General features: G+C 37.9%; 12 protein-coding genes. 3 read left to right on the top strand and 9 right to left on the bottom strand.

All coding sequences use genetic code 11. The annotated features are described in order from the left end of the window. Positions 1-206 precede the first annotated feature (206 nt). Both HCU67_RS16505 and HCU67_RS08595 read left to right on the top strand, forming a co-directional pair. Positions 207-4,748, top strand: a complete 4,542-nt coding sequence (locus tag HCU67_RS16505) for a PQQ-dependent sugar dehydrogenase (protein ID WP_210423678.1) — start codon at positions 207-209, stop codon at positions 4,746-4,748. Further along, the gene (locus tag HCU67_RS08595; RefSeq protein ID WP_168552231.1) at positions 4,745-5,446 is read left to right on the top strand and encodes a fibronectin type III domain-containing protein; all 702 of its coding nucleotides are present in this window, start codon (positions 4,745-4,747) and stop codon (positions 5,444-5,446) included. The genes HCU67_RS16505 and HCU67_RS08595 overlap by 4 nt, the downstream gene beginning before the upstream one ends. Positions 5,447-5,455: 9 nt before the next feature. Here the strand turns inward: HCU67_RS08595 and HCU67_RS08590 are convergent, their stop codons facing one another. The 9 genes from HCU67_RS08590 to HCU67_RS16630 all read right to left on the bottom strand — a co-directional run bounded on the left by HCU67_RS08590 (position 5,456) and on the right by HCU67_RS16630 (position 16,454). Next, entirely contained in the window at positions 5,456-6,640 is a 1,185-nt protein-coding gene (locus HCU67_RS08590; RefSeq protein ID WP_168552230.1) for an OmpA family protein, read from the bottom strand. Positions 6,641-6,751: 111 nt separating this feature from the next. Next, positions 6,752-7,246: a hypothetical protein gene (locus tag HCU67_RS08585; RefSeq protein ID WP_168552229.1), complete on the bottom strand. Its 495-nt coding sequence runs from the start codon at positions 7,244-7,246 to the stop codon at positions 6,752-6,754. Next, entirely contained in the window at positions 7,206-8,348 is a 1,143-nt protein-coding gene (gene bshA / locus HCU67_RS08580) for an N-acetyl-alpha-D-glucosaminyl L-malate synthase BshA (RefSeq protein ID WP_168552228.1), read from the bottom strand. The genes HCU67_RS08585 and bshA overlap by 41 nt, the downstream gene beginning before the upstream one ends. A 29-nt stretch (positions 8,349-8,377) precedes the next feature. Continuing rightward, positions 8,378-11,284 (bottom strand): serine hydrolase domain-containing protein, encoded by a 2,907-nt coding sequence (locus tag HCU67_RS08575; RefSeq protein ID WP_168552227.1) that lies wholly within the window; start codon positions 11,282-11,284, stop codon positions 8,378-8,380. A 94-nt stretch (positions 11,285-11,378) separates the two neighbouring features. Continuing rightward, a complete protein-coding gene (locus HCU67_RS08570; protein ID WP_168552226.1) occupies positions 11,379-11,864 on the bottom strand; it encodes an ABC transporter ATPase in 486 nt (161 codons plus the stop codon). Between the two features lies 1 nt (position 11,865). Next, the gene (locus tag HCU67_RS08565) at positions 11,866-12,651 is read right to left on the bottom strand and encodes a (Fe-S)-binding protein (RefSeq protein ID WP_168552225.1); all 786 of its coding nucleotides are present in this window, start codon (positions 12,649-12,651) and stop codon (positions 11,866-11,868) included. Between the two features lie 10 nt (positions 12,652-12,661). Next, positions 12,662-13,987: a 4Fe-4S dicluster domain-containing protein gene (locus tag HCU67_RS08560; RefSeq protein ID WP_168553463.1), complete on the bottom strand. Its 1,326-nt coding sequence runs from the start codon at positions 13,985-13,987 to the stop codon at positions 12,662-12,664. Positions 13,988-14,063: 76 nt separating this feature from the next. Next, positions 14,064-15,020 carry an MlaD family protein gene (locus HCU67_RS08555; protein WP_168552224.1) on the bottom strand — a complete coding sequence of 319 codons (957 nt, stop codon included), beginning with the start codon at positions 15,018-15,020 and terminating at the stop codon, positions 14,064-14,066. A gap of 54 nt (positions 15,021-15,074) precedes the next feature. Next, positions 15,075-16,454, bottom strand: a complete 1,380-nt coding sequence (locus tag HCU67_RS16630) for an N-acetylmuramoyl-L-alanine amidase family protein (RefSeq protein WP_168552223.1) — start codon at positions 16,452-16,454, stop codon at positions 15,075-15,077. Positions 16,455-16,584: 130 nt separating this feature from the next. Here HCU67_RS16630 and HCU67_RS08545 point away from each other — a divergent pair, with 130 nt between their 5' ends. Further along, entirely contained in the window at positions 16,585-19,317 is a 2,733-nt protein-coding gene (locus HCU67_RS08545) for a putative LPS assembly protein LptD (RefSeq protein WP_168552222.1), read from the top strand. Positions 19,318-19,328: the final 11 nt, after the last annotated feature.

The following is a 19,328-nucleotide window of genomic DNA, read 5'->3' as shown; positions in this document are numbered from 1 at the left end:
AACTTTATGAACAAAATTTGAGGTTTTACAATTAGGTTTTTATTAAACGAAAAGCGCTAAAGAATTCTTAAAAACTAAGATCCAAAACAGAAAATACATCGTAAATAGAAAGACTAAATCCTTACATGAATTTAAGAAAAGAGATTTGGTTATAATTAACAAATTAATTAAACGTTGTATCTTTGGCCCCCCCACATTTAAATAAAATGCGCTCCCAAATAGCAAAGCTTAACTATTTCAATAGTTTATTTACGTTCCTTTTTATAGGTTTTTCAGCGTTCTCTCAAGTCTCTTATGAAGAGGCATTCTCCAATATCTCTTTCAATTTTCCAGTAGAAATTCAAAATGCCAATGATGGGAGCAATAGACTATTTGTCGTAGAACAACCGGGTAGAATCAAGGTATTTCCTAACAATTCAGCAGTAACTTCAGGCGAAGTGACTACATTTTTAGATGTTACATCAAAGGTGAGCTATAGCTCGGGACAAGAAATAGGTTTACTTGGTTTGGCCTTTCATCCGAACTTTAGCTCTAATGGTTTTTTCTACGTTTACTACACTGACAGACCTGGCAATTACAGAGCAAATATTGTTCGATATAAAGTACGTTCAGATAATCCAAACCTTGCAGATACAAGTACTGAAACCTTGATTCTCAGCACAGTAAAGAATCAAAGTGATTCCAATCATAATGGCGGGAAAATTGCCTTTGGACCAGATGGTTATTTGTATGCTTCGCTAGGTGATGGCGGTGGTGCGGGAGACCCCCAAAATAATTCCCAAAATTTAAACAATGCTTTTGGTAGCATGCTTCGAATAGATGTTGACGTAGATGGTAATAATCCAACTTCAAGCAACGGGCAGTATGAAATACCTTCTGATAATCCAAGGGTCGGGCAAAGTGGTCTTGATGAAATATATGCGTGGGGTATTCGAAATACTTGGAAATTTTCCTTCGACGGAAACCTTCTGTATGCGGCAGATGTTGGTCAAGCCAATATAGAGGAAATCAACATTATCGAGAATGGTGGAAATTATGGTTGGAGCCGTTTTGAAGGTAATAACCTGTATAAAGGAAGTGTAGGCCTTGTTAGTTCGCCTGATACAAAGCCTATCTTCACATATGGTCACGGAAGTGGAGACCTTTCAATAACAGGGGGGTATGTATATCGGGGACCTATGTCTAATTCCTCCCTTCAAGGCAAGTACATCTATGGAGATTATATCTCAGGTCGTGTATGGGCACTAGAATACAATTCTTCAAATGGTCAAACATCCAACGAATTACTATTTAAGACAAGTGGTCAATTCATTTCGAGTTTCGGTCTTGACGAATCTGGTGAAATTTATTTTTCAAATTATGGTTCAAGCGTAAAACTTTATAAAATAACTGATGAGAATTCAGGACCCATAGATGTTGCTGTTAATGGTGTAGGAAATTATTTGAATAGTGGAATACCTGGAGTGAACGGAATTGTTGAATCAATTGTCAATGATGGAAATGATGTTTTTTATGTTGGAGGAGAATTTACCGATGCTTCCGGAGTTGCAGCAAATAACATCGTAAAGTATTCGAAATCAGCAGGATGGGAGACGTTAGGAACAGGAACAAATGGAAAAGTGAGTGCAGTTGCTGTTGCCAGCAATGGAGATGTATACATTGGAGGAAATTTCACCTCGGTTAACGGGGTTTCTGCCAACAATATAGCCTTTTGGAATGGTAGTGTTTGGTCAGCTTTGGGTACTGGAACAAACGGAGCTGTTGCTAGAATCGGTATTGATTCAAATGACAATGTATATGTTGGGGGCTCATTTGTGACAGCTGGCGGGATTACAGTAAACAATATCGCGTTATGGAATGGATCCTGGAATGCGCTTACAGATGCAACGAATAGTCTTGCAGGAACCAATAATGAAATACGTGCTATTGCTTTCGACGAATCGAACAACCTGTACATTGGTGGAAATTTTGATACTGCCGGGGGTAATTCGGCAAACAGAATAGCTGTTTGGAACGGTACAAACTGGGGAACGCTAGGTAGTGGAACAAGTGGTTTTGTTCAGGCAATAGTTACCACCTCAAATTATATCTACGCTGGAGGAAATTTCGCAATTGCAGGTGGCAATACTGTCAACAGAATAGCTCGTTGGGATAGGAACTTAAATAATTGGCAATCACTAAACCAAGGATTAAGCGGCAATGTTAATTCCATGTCTTTCGATGGCAGTAATCTTTATGTGGGTGGAGCCTTTACAACGGCTTCAGATGAAGTTGATGTCAATAAAATAATGAATGCCATTGCCCGCTGGAGTGATAGTAATGGATGGGAGGCAATGGGACCTAACACCGACGTAGGTGTGACCACTTTAGTCAATTCAATGGCGTTTACAAATGACAACTCCGAACTTTTGATTGGAGGGAATTTTTCTAATGCGGGTACAACAACTGCCTCGAACATCGTGATTTGGGGAGAAAATGCAAATTGTGCAAATAGAACCATAACTCCTAATTATAGTGTTGATGGTACTGCTGACAGTGGTAATAATTCATTGAATATTTTTGAAGGTTCGTCGTTTGAATTGGGTGTCACCCAAGACATTTTTATAACGGTTCAATCACCTGATAACACTTCGATTTCAGGCAACCTCACAATTGCTAATGTAACTTTCGATGATGCTGGAACTTATACTATAACCACTACGGAAGGTTGCTCTGCAACCTTTGAATTAACCGTTCTTCAAGACCCTAACGGAGATGAAGATAATGACGGAGTTATTAATTCCAGCGATATATGCCCAGGCACTCCGGCAGGAGAATCAGTGGATGTGAATGGTTGTGGTGAATCCCAAAAAGATGATGACAATGACGGTGTGTTCAACAACGTTGACCTTTGTCCTAATACACCAAATGGCGAATCGGTAGATGGTAATGGATGTGGCGAATCCCAAAAAGATGATGACAATGATGGCGTGTTCAACAATGTTGATATTTGTCCGAATACACCCGCTGGTGAAACCGCTGATGTTTTAGGATGTGGACCATCACAACAAGATATTGATAACGACGGCGTCTTAAATGTTAATGATTTATGTAATGGCACGCCAGCTGGCGAGACAGTTGATGCCAATGGTTGTTCCCAATCTCAATTAGATGATGACAATGACGGTGTATTCAATACAGAGGATTTATGTCCTAACACGCCAAATGGCGAATCTGTAGATTCAAATGGTTGTGGTCAATCACAACTCGATGACGATAATGACGGGGTATTTAACAATGTTGATAGCTGCCCGAATACGCCAAATGGCGAATCAGTAGATTCCAATGGTTGTTCGAACTCACAGCGAGATGATGACAACGATGGGGTTTTAAATCCTGACGATCAATGTCCAAATACTCCAAGCGGAGAAACTGTTGACGCAAATGGTTGTGGACAATCACAACTTGATGACGACAACGATGGTGTATTCAACAATTTGGATAACTGCCCAGAAACTCCGAATGGCGAATCTGTAGATTCAAATGGTTGTTCACAGTCACAATTAGATGATGACGGAGATGGTGTAAATAATTCGGAGGACCAGTGTCCAAATACACCCATTGATGAATTAGCTAATCTTTCTGGTTGTAGTGCATCTCAACTCGATGATGATAATGATGGAGTCTCTAATCTCGATGACTTATGTCCAAATACCGAAGCTGGAGAAAGTGTAGATGCCAATGGTTGTAGTTCTTCCCAACAAGACATTGATAATGATGGGGTGCCAAATTCTCAAGATTTGTGTAACAATACTCCCCAAGGAGAAGCTGTTAATGCGGATGGCTGTGCAGATTCCGAATTAGACGATGATAATGACGGTGTTACCAATGCAGACGACTTATGTCCTAATACACCTTCTGGTGTTGAAGTTGATTTTGCAGGCTGTGAATTACCCCCTGACGATGATGGTGACGGAGTCGCAAACGAGGATGATATTTGCCCCAACACACCTTCAGGTAGTCTTGTTGATGTCAACGGTTGTGAAATATTCACCCTACCCGCAAGTAATTTTACGCTTTCTAGCGTAGGTATATCATGTATTGGTGTTTTTGATGGTCAAATAAATATTCAAGCAGAAAGAACATTAAATTACAGCGCTAGATTACGAGCTGTATCTTTTGCCGAAAGTCAAAATTTCACTCAAAATTTAACTTTTGATAATTTACCTGCAGGAACATTTGAATTATGTATTACTGTTAATGGGGTTGAAGATTTTGAATCTTGTTCAACCATCGTTGTTGATGCTCCAAGTTCTTTAAGTGTATTTAGTGAGTTCATCGAAGAATCCAACCTACTTCAATTGCGATTGGAAGGAGGAAATGAATATGAAATAAACCTCAATGGAACAAGTTTTACCACTACTTCGAATGAAATCGAACTAAAATTATCTGAAGAAGAAAATATTCTTCAAATATCCACAGATAAAAGCTGTCAAGGAATATTCGAAGCCACTTATGTATTAAAAGGGACAGTTCTAGCATATCCTAATCCCTTTAAAAATAACCTTACTATTGTAAGAAGCCCAGCCTCCTCTGGCGAAATTGAGATTAAGTTTTACGATATTTCCGGTAGAGTATTATTAACCGATCAAATGGATAGCTCGAACTCCCAAAAAGAAATTGATACTGCATTTTTACCTCAAGGGGTTTATCTGGTTCAAGTTTTTGAAAATGGATTTGTTAGCCATCTCAAATTAATAAAGCAATGAAAGTTCTAAGCTATTTTCTTTTAATTTTCTTAGTCGCATCATGCGCTGCAGATACGGATTTTGTTCAACAAGTGCTGGAAGACCCAAGTGTCCCTTCTAAAGTAAGCCTAATCTTTCCCGAGAAAAATGAGGAATGTACAACCGGAGTTCCAGTTTCAGATACCGAAAGTGAAGTGACTTTTGAATGGAGTGATGCAGAAATTGGTGATAGTTATCAATTAACCCTGACCAATCTTTCATCTGGTGAAAGTAACACCTATAACAGTGAAATGACTTCAATGCCAGTTCGATTGTCTTTAGGTACACCATACAGTTGGAAAATCACTTCTTTCCTGGTGAATTCACAAGAAGGAACGGACAGTGATACCGAAGCATTTTATAATTCAGGTCCTGGATTACAATTCTTTGTGCCATTTCCTGCTAGTAATCCTTCCCCGACATCTGGTTCTTCTTTTCTCTCTTCTACTACGACGATAGATGTAAGCTGGGAATCCAGTGATCTAGACAATGATATTATAGGATTCGATTTTTATTTTGGTACTGTGACACCACCTCCGCTTGAAATGTCGGATTTAGAGAATACGATTGTCAACGATATTGTCATCAGTACTGGAAATACCTACTATTGGAAAGTAGTTACAAAAGACCAGGTTGGAAACGAATCCAGTTCTGAAATCTTCTTTTTTTCAGTTCAATAGATATCTGTTTTAGTACTCTAGAACTTTAAACTGAGAGCGTCTATTTTCCCGGTGCTTTTCTTCAGGGCAAGGTACCCTATCAACACATTCATTGGTCAATTCATTTTCACCAAGACCTTTTATCTTTAGTCTATTCTCATCAATACCCATTGCAATTAGATAATTTGCTGTTCGCATAACCCTTCGCTCTGATAACCATTGATTGTATTTGCTTGTTCCTCGTGAATCGGTATGAGAACTGATTTCTAGAATTACAGAGGGATTCTTAAGTAATATCAATGCCAATTCATCCAATAAACCTTTTCCTTTCGCAGGCAGGTAGGAAGAATTTAAATCAAAGTAAACATAGCCCAATGCGTTAATAGCTTCATCAATTGAAGTCCTCCTGGCATCTTCAATTGCCTGCTTTTCGCTCGCTGCTGCCGCTAATCGTTCTTCTTCTTCTCGTTTTAATCGTTCAGCTAATAGCCTTTGTTCTTCCTCAGCTTGACGAACGATATTTATACTATCCTGCATCTTTTTCTGCTTCTCTTCTATTTCCTTGATTCGAGCAAGCTTCTCCTCTCCTTTTTTAGACAGACCCTTTTCTATTGCAAACCGATAAACAACTCCTGCAGCGTGCTGTAAATGGTTGGTAGAATTGTCTGGGTTCATTGTCCATTTGCCAGTAGAATTAAAATCCAAACCTACGCGATCATTGAACCAAGTTCTAAAACCAAGAGTGGCGTTATAGGTTCCTCGTCCTTGATTATTTGCCTCAGTATAACCAGCTCCTAAACCAACGTATGGATCAAAGAAGCCTGTTTCCCCTAGGATTTTATTCAAATCATAGCTAAATCTTAAATCGCCACTGTAATAATCGATTGCCTCACTTATAATGAATCCATCTACAAACTTTCCTTCTTGGTATTGATTATAAGCGCCAATGAATTCTATGCCCAAACCATTTTTAAAGTACTTTCCAATACTAATTCTTGAAGGGTAAGGCACAATGTTCCAATTATCCGAAACATTGAAAAAGTTGGTGAATTCTGTACCAGCATCATCAACTGCATTAAAACCAAGTCCTGCAATCCATGAACTTGTCACAATGCTATCTTTCTTTGTAAGCTGAAGATTTTCTGTCTCGTCTTGACCCAGAACGGCTATTGAGAAAAAAACGAAAAATGGTAAAATTAAAATTCTAAGGTTCATCAATGAACATTTGAGGTTTTCAATGCTAAAAGTAGTTTAAAATCGAAAAATATCGATGAAATGCAGCCTGTAAGGTTGTGATTGTATTGATTTACGTTGTGAAAGTCTAATCTATTGGTTTTTGAAAACGTATTTTTTATCTGTTTTCGGTGTGACATAAACACTAAATGGGTATGAAATCGCTTGATTATCAGCAGACTTATCAATGTCCGATTGCTGAATTAGCACTGTAATTTGATTAGAATCTTCGGTAGAGATTTCTAGAATTGGATACCCTTTTGTTTTGGTTTTCCCTGCACAAACTATGATAACATCATTTTTAGAAAAATCAATTATAGGCACAGGTAAACCTGGTTTACGGGTCAAATTTACTTTTGAAAAAAATTTCTGTAAACTTTTTTCATCCCTTACAACCTCAGTAATTAAACTATCAGACAGAAAATAAGCATCATGCAACAAAAGTTCCATTTGTTGCTTTGGTTTTTCTGGGTTCATTGAATCAACACGTTGTTTAGATTTACAGGCAAAAACAAATGTTAATGCAAGAATAACTAGAAGGACTTCACTAGTATGAATTTTTATAGCGTGACGCATAAGCTTTCTCATATACTTCTTCATAGAGCGGTAGAATGTTTCGGATATCGAAGTTAAGTGCAGTCTTTCTTGCCCTGATTTTAAATTCTTCCAAAACCGAATCGTCTTTGAGAATATCTATTGCTTTCTGTGCCATACCTTCTATATCTCCAACTGGTTTTAAGAAACCGGAAATACCGTCTTTATTCACCTCAGGAATCCCCCCAACATTAGAAGAAATAACTGGAACCTTATTAATCATGGCTTCCAAGGCAGCTAATCCAAAACTTTCTGATTCTGAGGGTAATAAGAACAAATCTGAAAAACAAAGAATTCTATCAATTTCATTACTATTACCTAGAAAAACTACTTTATCCTTAATACCTAAAGATTCTGCTAATGCTTCAGCTGGTTCCCGTTCTGGGCCTTCACCCACCATCATTAGTTTAGCAGGAATATTTTTTTGAATTTTTTCAAAAATCTTCACGACATCAGCTATTCGTTTAACCTTTCGATGGTTACTAATATGGGTGATGATTTTTTCATTTTCATCGGCCATTAGTGAGCGTTGGCAGTCGGTATAATCTTCTTCATATTTTGAAGCATCAATAAAGTTTGGAATTACCACAATATCTTTATGAACATTAAAAAAGTCAATAGTCTGCTCCTTTAAGTTTTGTGAAACGGATGTTACAACATCAGATTTATTAATACTAAATGTTACGGCTGTTTTATAAAAGGGATGGTTACCAACCAACGTGATATCAGTACCATGTAGGGTCGTAACCATTGGAATATAAATCCCTTCTTCTTTCAACATCTTTTTAGCCATATATCCGGCATATGCATGTGGAATGGCATAGTGTACATGAAGTAACTCGATATCATACATTTTAATGGTATCTACCAGCTTGCTCGATAGCGCTAATTCATATGGTTGATATCTAAATAAAGGATAGTCTGGAACATTTACTTCGTGAAAGTGAATATTATTTCCTAAAAGTTCTAATCTGACTGGTTGACGGTATGTAACGAAATGGATTTCATGACCTCTTTCAGCTAGTGCTATTCCCAATTCAGTGGCAACAACCCCACTACCGCCAAAGGTAGGGTAACAGACAATGGCAATTTTCATAGCAACAAATCTAGTTCTTTATTGACTTGTTAATTTATAATGGAATCATAAATCACCTTCTGAATCCTTGTGCGTAATCCACTTTTGACCAACATTCGATTGCTCGATGTAGGGTAAGTGCGGTTGGAAAGAAAAACATAAACGATTTCCTCTTCGGGGTCGGCCCAAGTATAGGTGCCCGTAAATCCACTGTGTCCGAAGCTTTTTCTAGAAACACAACCGCATGTTGGACCGCTATCTTCTAGTTGGGGTTTGTCGAAGCCAACACCCCTCCTAACTTTTTTATTACAGAAATAGCATTTATTGAATTTTTCAACGGTTCTTGAATTTAAATAACGGGTCCCACCATAATATCCGCCTTGTATATACATCTGCATTATTTTAGCCACATCAAGGGCATTGGCAAATAATCCAGCATGCCCACCTATGCCGCCTTGCATAGCAGCACCCATATCATGAACATATCCTTGAATTGTTCTATGCCTAAAATAATTATCCTCTTCGGAGGGAACGATTTTATCGCTTTCAAATTTTTCTAGCGGATTAAATGTCGTATTTGAGGCTCCAAGCGACTTTAATAAAAAATTATCCAATAAAAAATCAAGCTTTGAACCATAGAACTCTTCAATATATTTTTTGAAAACATAATACCCTACATCACTATAGCGATAACGATTGGATTTTAGACTTTGCCTACCGATTCTGTTATAAATAGAATCAGTATATGCATCGGTTAGATATAAATCGTCCGTGACCTTTATTGAGAAACCCGTTTCTGGACTTCTTCGATAAAACTCATCAGAAGGCTTACGCTTTTTATTCAATGTGCTAATGTAAAATGGAATCCATGCAGGTAAACGCCCATAATGGGACAAGGACTTTAATACCGTTACATCCTTTAGCTCTGTATCGGCATATTCCGGTAAAAGCTCCTCAAAGGTTTGGTTCAACTTCAAATTACCCTCTTCTTCCATTTTCATTATGATGGGTAATGTGGATAAAATTTTGGTTAGGGATGCCAAATCATATATGTGGTCACCAGTGATCGTATCATTTTTATGATAGGTCGTTTTACCAAAGTTCTTATTGTAAATGACCTTGCCCTTCCTTGAGACCAATACCTGCGCTCCGGGAAACATCATAGAGTCTATACCTTGAATTACCAGTGAATCGACATGTGATAAACCTTTAGAACTCATGCCTACACGTTCTGGAAAACTAAAACCCAACCGTCCAATGGGTTTGGTTTCATAACCACTATTTACGGGGGATTCCTTCCAAATAGAGACAGGTAATTTTCCCTTGGCACCAATAGCTCCAAATAGTATTTCAGCAGCCTTAATCATAGCGAACTTACTATTTTGATAAGCTAAGACTACAGCATCGAGACCAGAATAATCAACTATATCTTGAAGTGCATAAGGATTTGTAAATGAAACCAAAATTGTATTACTGGTCCGCATTTTTGATATCTCTTGCAGCCAAAAAAGTTCATTTTTTGAAAGATTATGTTTTTTCCAAGGGTTTTTATTGCTTTTATGAATCCCTATAATTACTAGATTGTAATCTTTCAGTTTGTTTTTAAACGTGGCTATATCAGGAGCAGAAATTTCGTCAACCTTGCCATATCGTTTTAAAGTTTCTAAAAACGTTTTATTTTCCGCATCCCCCAACTTTACATATGCTATTTTCTTATTGTCCAAATTTCTTATTGGAATCAATGATAGGCGATTTTGTACAAGGGTTATAGCATTTTCGATGGCGTTCTCGTATACCAAATCGTTTTCTACTGAATTCAAATCCTCAAACAAGTTTTCTGTCGAAATTTCTTGATAAGCGTTAAGACCTACCTTGTATTTGGCCATGAGAATCTTTTTAACTGATTCAGCTAAACGTTCTTCGGTAACCCTGCCATCTTGATATGCCTCAAGTAGTTTTTGTTTTGCGTTTTTGAGATCGGCAGGTATTAACAAGATATCGTTGCCCGCTAAAAAGGCAGAAAGCTCAACTTCACCTTCTGGTGCAAACTCTGACACAGCTTTCATATTCAACCCGTCGGTAAAGACCAAACCTTGAAAGCCAAGTTCTTTTTTTATAAGGTCCGTAGTAATGGACCTTGAAAGCGAAGACGGTAGACCCTCTTGAGACTCATAAGCAGGTATGTTCAAATGTGCTACCATAAAACTGCTAAGACCCTTCTTCATTAATTTTTTATATGGATACAGTTCAATACTATCAAGCCGTTCTCTTGTAAAATCTAGAAAGGGAAGTGAATTATGGGAATCAGTAGCCGTATCTCCATGACCTGGAAAATGTTTTGCTGAAGACAAAATTCCTTCACTAGCCATTCCTTTTAAAAAAGCCCCTGCATTACGGGTAACATTTTCTCGGTCTTCCCCAAAGGAGCGATTACCAATAATTGGATTCTTAGGATTAATATTGACATCTAAAACAGGAGCAAAATTTATGTGCACCCCAAGTCTTTTGCAATGTTTACCTATCTGTTTTCCAACACGTTCGACTATCGAGGAGTCTTTAATTGCCCCGAGGGTCATATTCCAAGGGAAAGCATAGGTACTATCCAAACGCATCGCTAACCCCCACTCGGCATCCATACCTACCATTAGTGGTATTTTTGATGAGGACTGGAACTCGTTAGTCCATTGAGCCTGCCTAACCGGGCCGCCCAAAGAAAAAATTACACCCCCGATGTGATGTTCTTCAATTAATTTCTTAATTGACTGTTTTTCTTTATCACCATTTTTAGTGAAGGTCATGACCATAAATAGTTGGCCAATCTTCTCTTCAAGGGACATTTCATTATACCTTGAATCAACCCAAGATTTTTGCGATATGGAATCTAAAGATAGTAGTGGATTATTTTGGGCGCTTATTAAAGTTGAGAATAGGAAAATGAATAGTACAAGTCTCTTCATGCAGCCTTTTTTGTTGAGGGAATTAAAATGATACGTTTAAAAATATGTAATTCAAATAGAATGAACCAAAAACATGCCAAATGTTCTCAAGTCTCTATTTCATAAAACGTCCATGCCAGCTTTCAGAAGCCGGAACTTCCCAATGCTCAACATACTCTCCCTTTGTGGCGACGAGGTTGTTAAAAACCACGGTATTTTTTGAAACGGCCTTATCCTTAGCCATCTTTTTAAAATCTTTTAAGGGCTTATAAGCGATGTATTCTCCATGTTTGTAAGACACATTCATTTTGTCCAAAAGATCAACACCGAATTTTTGCTCCAAAGCTTGAATGAAGTGAACAGAAGCATCAATGGAACAACCAGAAGCACTGGCCATAGACTGGTCTAGACCTATGACAATAAATCGGTTGTAAGGTAATTCGAATCCCGCATTTAAATCTTGACCGTGTGCTGTCCATTGGGTTAGAAAATCTTGGAGTGAACTTCTTACCTCGACTATCTCTTCTTCCGAAAAGCTGCGATTGCATTGGTAAATCCAAATTCGTGCATTTTCAGGAAGCAATGTAAAGTCTACCAACATATTAAATTGAATTTGCCAAGAGTTCCGCAACATCCAAAACAGTAACTCTATCTTCCTTTTGATGCGCTTTTATTCCATCAGTCATCATCGTGTTACAATAGGGGCAACCGGTCGCTATAATATTCGGATTCGTTTCCAAGGCATCTTTGGTTCGCAATACGTTGATGTCCATATCCCCTTTCTCAGGTTCCTTGAACATTTGGGCACCACCTGCCCCACAACAAAGCGCTGTTTTTTTGTGCCTTTTCATCTCAACAATATCTGCGTTGGTTCTTTGCAGAACTTCACGAGGTGCTTCGTAAACGGCATTTGCACGACCCAAATAGCATGGGTCATGAAAAGTTACCCTTTTGCCCTTATAAGTCTCTCCAGCGACTACCAATCTTCCACTATCCAACAATTCCTTAATGAATTGAGTATGGTGAACGACTTCGTAATTTCCGCCAAGATTTGGATATTCGTTTTTAAGGGTATTAAAAGAGTGTGGATCACAGGTAACTATCCGCTTAATTTCGTAACCATTGAGAACCTCGATATTCATCATAGCCTGCATCTGAAATAAAAATTCATTGCCGGCCCTTTTCGCTACATCGCCTGTACAACTCTCTTCGGGTCCTAACACAGCAAAATCGACATTGGCTTTGTTTAAAATTTTTACAAACGCCCTCGAAATCTTTTTTGCCCTATCATCATAACTACCTGCCGAACCAACCCAAAACAAGATTTCAGGCTGTTTTCCTTCCGCCACGAAATCCTCCATTGTTTTAACAATAAGTGCTTCTTTCATAATCACTGCTTTATTCATTTACCCAATTAAGACGGTCCATTTGATTGTAAGGCCATGGGGCACCGTTATTCTCAATGTTAGACATCATATTGTTTAGTTCGGTCGGTGCCGCAGACTGTTCCATTACCAAAAATCTCCGCATCTCAACAATAATGGACAAAGGATCAATACTTATTGGACAAGCCTGAACACAGGCATTACATGTGGTACAAGCCCAGAGCTCTTCCCTTGAAATATAATCGTCTAATAATTGCTTTCCATCAGGTACAAATTCTCCGTTATTGGCATCTATGTTTTTCCCTACTTCTTCCAAACGATCTCGGGTATCCATCATTATTTTTCGAGGGGAAAGTTTCTTACCCGTTTGGTTCGCGGGACACTCCGATGTACATCGACCGCACTCGGTGCAAGTATATGCGTTCATCAACTGAACCCAATTCAAATCCATTACATCTGATGCTCCAAACTTTTCAGGATCTGTTCCTTCATCTTCAGATGGAGCAGCGAAGGGGTCCGCTGAAGGGTCAAGCATTAGTTTAACCTCATTGGTTACCGATTGCAGATTATTGAACTGTCCTTGCGGTTTTAATTTACCGTAATACGTATTTGGGAATGCGAGAAGTATATGCAGATGTTTCGAATAATAGAGATAATTCAGAAAAAACAAAATTCCTAAAATATGTATCCACCACGCACCTCGTTCTAGCAAGATAAGAGTTGATTGTGACATTCCCTCTAATAAAGGAACTATAAACTGACTTACCGGAAATGCCCCTGCTCTATCATAATGATCAGCTCCCATATTCTGTAGTTGCAAATCGGCAGCATTCATAGTCAAGAATAGAAACATTAAGACCAACTCGATATAAAGAATAAGGTTACCGTCTTTTTTAGGCCAACCTTCCATCTCGGGCTTAATAAACCTCTTTAAACGAATAATATTCCTACGAAGCCAAAAAATGACTACCGAAACTATAACCAACAAAGCCAGAATTTCAAATGAGGCAATTAAAAAATCGTAAAAACCACCCATGAAGGAAAAAATGCGGTGCGTTCCTAGCAAACCATCAATTATAATCTCCAATACCTCAATGTTGATGATAATAAAGCCTAGGTATACAACTATGTGTAAAAGCCCTGCAATTGGCCGTACGACCATTTTAGTTTGTCCGAGAGCAATTCTTGCCATGTTGCTCCAGCGTTGGGTTTTGTTATCTGAAACATCAACCTCTTTACCAAGATTGATATTGCGCTTTAACTTTTTAACGTTTTTAGTAAAAAACCAAATGCCAAATATCAAGGCAATTGCAAATACAATGTTCGGAATGTAAGCCATCATAGAAATAGTCAACTGCTAAATTACAAAATTTATTATGCATGCATAATAAATTGATTATCTGTTTAGGTCTTTATTAGTTTTCGGCCGGATCGTTTTCGGGCAAGGTATATTCCTTTTGTTTTTTGCCAAAGACTGAAACGTTTACATAGCGCTTAGGATTCAATCTAAAATCTTGAAGTAATAGGTCCAGTTCTCGTGAGGCGTTGGATAGATTATTGTATAACTCCTCATTGTTGGCCATTTTTCCCAAACTTCCTTCACCATTTTCAATTTTTGCCAGTAGACCATTTAAATTATCAACAGTTTCCCCGAATTTTTTCATGGTCTCTTCGAGATTCGCTTCTTTAAGTGCACTTGATATTTCTGAAAAATTTTGGGTAATCGTGTTAACGTTATTTAATGAACTGTCAAGTTTTTCTTGATTATCAGCAATTAAAGAATTGAAGGCATTTGCACTTTTCTGTAAGGAATAAACCAATTGATTTAGGCCTGCGATGCTATTCTGCAAACTCCTTTTTGTTGGATCGTCCAGAATATCATTAAAATTCCCTAACAAGGAATCAGCATTAGTAACCGCTCCTTCAACTTTCATTTGCAGAGGGGTTAATTTTTCTTGAACCAATTCAGTCAGTCCTTGCTTAATGGTACCATTTAAGGTGTCCCCAGATTTGGCCATTGGAGCGCCATCAAATACAGGTTGAATCTGAATTCCTTTTCCACCGATTATTCCGGTATCAAAGAGTTCTGCAGGGCTATTTTTCGAAAATTCGAATTTGCTATCTACTGCTAGTGTTATCAATAATTTACCAGAACTATCCTTAAATCCCATATTGGTAACCTTTCCAACTCCAAAACCATTTATTGAGACTACCGTCCCAGTTTGCAATCCACCAACATGGTCATAGACAACGTAAAAGGTCTTTGTATTATCAAAAAGTGAACTGGATTTCAGATAGCTGAAGCCAAGGATAAAAAGTAAAATTCCGCCTAAAACGATTATACCCGTTTTTACTTCGCGCGATAATTTCAAAAGCTTGATTTTTTGGTTACTAACAAAATTAGCAAATAAATCAGTGGGATTTTATTAGTCTGAAATCAATTTGAGAGCCTTCCAAAGTGGAATTCGTTCTCCATCTTTATAAGATACAATGTAACTATCAGTGTAACCTTTGGCATCAGCATTTGATTTTAATTGTTTCGCACTTTCATATTTATCCGTTTCTCCATACATGTAACGAAACAAATTTTGAAATGGTTCTTTTGATATTGTATCAAGTCCCCTGAAAAATTTTCCGTCTAAAGGAATCACGTCAACTGTAGCCATTATCTGCACCTTGAAGGTAACGCCGTGACTGGTCTTGGCGACCTCAGAAACTGTTTTACTGCTTACTTTTTCCGGTAATACTTTCTTTGTTTCGATTTTAGTCTCATCTACCTTATTTTCAACAACTTCCTTAGTAGTATTTTGCACACTAGTAGATGGCTCTGGTTCAACTTTTTTCGGTTCGATAACTTCTTCAACTAGCTCTTTTGTTGGCTCGGCCTGTTGCTTTACTGCTTCTACCGTAGGTTTTTCGGTGGCAACTTGTTTTGATTCAGGTTTTTTAACCTCGGGTGCTTTCTCAACTACCTTTTCCTTTGCCATAACATCTTCTTTAGGTTCAGATTTTATCTCAATTGAACCTGCTTCCACACCATTTTTATAATCAAGAATTGATTGGGCTATGGTATTGCTCATTTCGTTTTGGCCTTTATCAGAATTTAGATAAGCTCCTTCACTTTTATTGGTTAGAAAACCAACTTCAATGAGAATACTGGGCATGAATGTTTGATGTAACACTATGAATCCTGCCTGCTTAGGTCCCCTATCTTTCCTTTTTAATTTGGTCTTGAACCTACTTTGCACTAAGCCTGCAATTTGAAGACTCTGCTCTAGAAATTCTTCTTGCATTATGGTCAAACCAATTACGGATTCTGGTGAGTTTATATCATATTCCCCATACTTCATCTCATAATTATCTTCAAGATATATTACGGAGTTCTCCTTTTTCGCTACCTCAAAATTCCTATCATTAGCATGCAATCCCAATACAAATGTTTCTGTTCCATAAGCCTCCGATTTATGCGCGTTGCAATGAATGGAAACAAATAAATCGGCCTTGGCTTCATTTGCAATGGCACCTCTTTGCTGTAATCCAATGAAGGTATCATCTTCTCTTGTGTAGACCACTTTTATGTCTTTGTTCTTGGCCAATAACGCACCAACCTTCTTCGTAATGGCCAAAGCAATATCTTTCTCCAAGAACCCATTTCCTAAGTTCCCTGGGTCATGTCCACCATGACCAGCATCTAAAACAACAACGAATTTTTTAATGGATGTGGATTCGGTATCATTCTTGTGGAAAGATGAAAAGAATAGAAAGGACACCAAAAAAATGAAAAGAACCGAACATTTTTTAAACATAAGAACTGCAGTTTTTTCAAACACTGATGGGGTTAAAATAATTGTAATGCCCCTAAATCAGAATTAAAAATATATGTAAGTTTGGCTTCCAAAAACCGAGCCAAGCTATACAAAAATAGGATTAATCACCTTGCGAGCAAACAATCCATCTTTTCTTTTACTGTTAATAGCTGTTTTGGCCATGGTCTCTGCAAAGGCTCAAGAGGACCGTGTTGTACCGCTTCCAATTAGACCCATTAACGACAGTATTACAGCTCCTATTTTAACTGAAGAACTACTAAACAATAAGCCTGAAAACGATTCAATTCAAAAAGACACAACTGTACAAAAGCAAGGGTTTTTGCTTGATAAGATCAAATACAAGGCAAAAGACTACGCAAGGCTAAGCCAAAAGGACAATAAAATTTACCTATACAACGAAGCCGAAGTTTATTATCAAGATACGGAGCTAAAAGCGGGTATAATAATTCTTGATTATGTAAAAAATGAAGTTTATGCAGGTCGAATAAAGGATACTGTCTCTGGGGAATATACTCAGTTACCCTATTTTAAGCAGGGAACTCAAGAAGTAATACCAGATTCCATACGATTCAATTTTGACACCCAAAAAGCACTGATTTGGAATTCTAGAACTGAACAGAGTTCAGGTGGTATAGGTTCTGTCGGAGTTGACGCGATGAAAGTACTTGCCGAAATAACTAAAAAAGAAAATGATTCGGTTTATTTCTTGAGAAGAGGAAAAATTACAACTTCAAAAGATACCTTAGATCCCGATTATTATATTTTAATCAATAAGGCCAAATTTGTACCCGGAAAGAAAATAATCGCTGGTTTCAGTAATATGTATTTGGTTGATGTACCAACTCCAATTGCATTACCTTTTGCCTATTTTCCTTTATCGGCAGGTAGAACTGGAGGTCTAATGTTTCCATCTTTTGGTAACGATCCTCAACGTGGTTATTTTCTACAAAATGGTGGGTATTATTTTCCGATAAGTGAATATGTTGATTTAAATCTATTAGGTAGTTTTTACACTAATGGGAGCTATGATTTTAGAATTCAATCAGTTTATACCAAACGCTATAAGTTTCGAGGTAACATAAATTTCAGATTCGAGAACCTAATACGAAGTCAACCTGGCTTTGATGATTTCTCAAGGAGCACGCTCTATAACCTACAAATATCGCATCAACAAGATGCTAAGGCAAATCCTAACTCGCGATTTGCTGCCTCGGTCAATTTAGGTAGTAGTAATTATTTTGCGCAATCAGCAAATCAAGTGAATCTTGCCAATACTCAAAATAATAACTTGTCATCATCAATTTCGTATTCAAAGACTTTTCCTGAATATCCTTCGGTCAATGTTAGTTTGACAGCTACCCATAATCAAAATACGAATACCGAAGCCATTAACATGACGTTGCCAACCCTTCAAGGAAGTATGGAGCGTATATTCCCTTTTGCCAAACGTGAAGGAACTAAAAAAGGAGCTATACAAAACTTTAACTTACAGTATAACGTAAATGCTCGTAACCAAATCTCTACAACCGATTCACTTTTTCTTACCAATCGAATGTTTGATAATGCAAGGTTCGGAGCCACGCATCGATTACCATTTACGACTAACTTTAAAGTAGCCAAATATTTCAGCGTTTCTGTTGGTGGTACTTACGAGGATATCTGGACTTTAGAAACATTTGAACGCGGCCTAGACCCAGATGATCCTGACAGCAATCGAGAGGTTGTTCTTGACACTATCAACGGATTTGATAGATTTAATCGCTACGGTTTAAATGCCAGTATCGGTACAACCTTATATGGAACCTTCAATTTTGGTGAGGATAAGAAAATACAAGCTATTCGCCATCAGATTCGACCTTCAATTGGTTGGGGATATACACCATCGTTCGAGCAGTTTTACGATAGCTATACTGATAATAACGGCGAAGAAGTGCTCTATAGCCGCTTTGAAGGAACGCTAAATGGAGCTCCGAGTTTAAACAAAGCAAACTCCATCTCATTTTCAGTTCAAAATCAATTGGAAGCCAAGGTTAGGGATAAGGACTCAACGGCTACCGAACCAAAGAAAATACAACTATTGAGCAACCTGAACTTTGCCACTTCCTATAATTTCGAGGCAGACTCCTTAAAATTGGCTCCGGTCAGTTTTAATGGCGGGACGACCCTGTTTGACCGTAAACTGTCAATTAACTTTTCAGGTTCTTTAGACCCTTATACGGTTGATAATAATGGTAGGAGAATCAATACGTTCAATGTTGATGCCGGAGGAAGTTTACTTAGACTTACCAGAGCCAGTATCAATCTAGGTTATTCACTTGACAGCAATACCTTTAAGAAAAAGAAGGACAAGGATCCGGATTCACAAGAAGATGAGGATGCAGAAGATTTATATCGCGCACAAAGTGGGGGTCGTACAGACGACTTACTAGGTTTTGGAAACGATCCCGTTTACGGAAGGGATACTAAAAAAGATGATTCGGATATTGAAAACCCTGCGTATGCCAATAAAACGCCTTGGGATATGCGATTGGCATTCACAACTTCATATTTAAATAGCAATCGCCAGAATGAATTTTCCAATGCTTCTTTGATGTTTTCAGGAAATTTAGAATTAACCCCACGCTGGAGCATGCGCTTTAGTTCTGGATATGACTTTAAAAATCAAGGTTTTACACTAACCCAATTCAATTTTACTCGAAATTTGAAGAGCTTCGATTTACGATTTGATTGGGTTCCTTTTGGTAGAAACCAGCGCTGGTACTTTTTTATAGGAATAAGTAGTTCACTGTTGCAAGACTTAAAATGGGAAAATAGAAGTCAACGTAGGCTAGGTAGCAGATAAGTCCTAAATTT

Source organism: Croceivirga thetidis (assembly GCF_012272815.1).
Classification (GTDB): Bacteria; Bacteroidota; Bacteroidia; order Flavobacteriales; family Flavobacteriaceae; genus Croceivirga; species Croceivirga thetidis.
The sequence above is the reverse complement of the archived record's forward strand: the minus strand, read 5'-3'. Positions and strand labels throughout refer to the sequence as shown.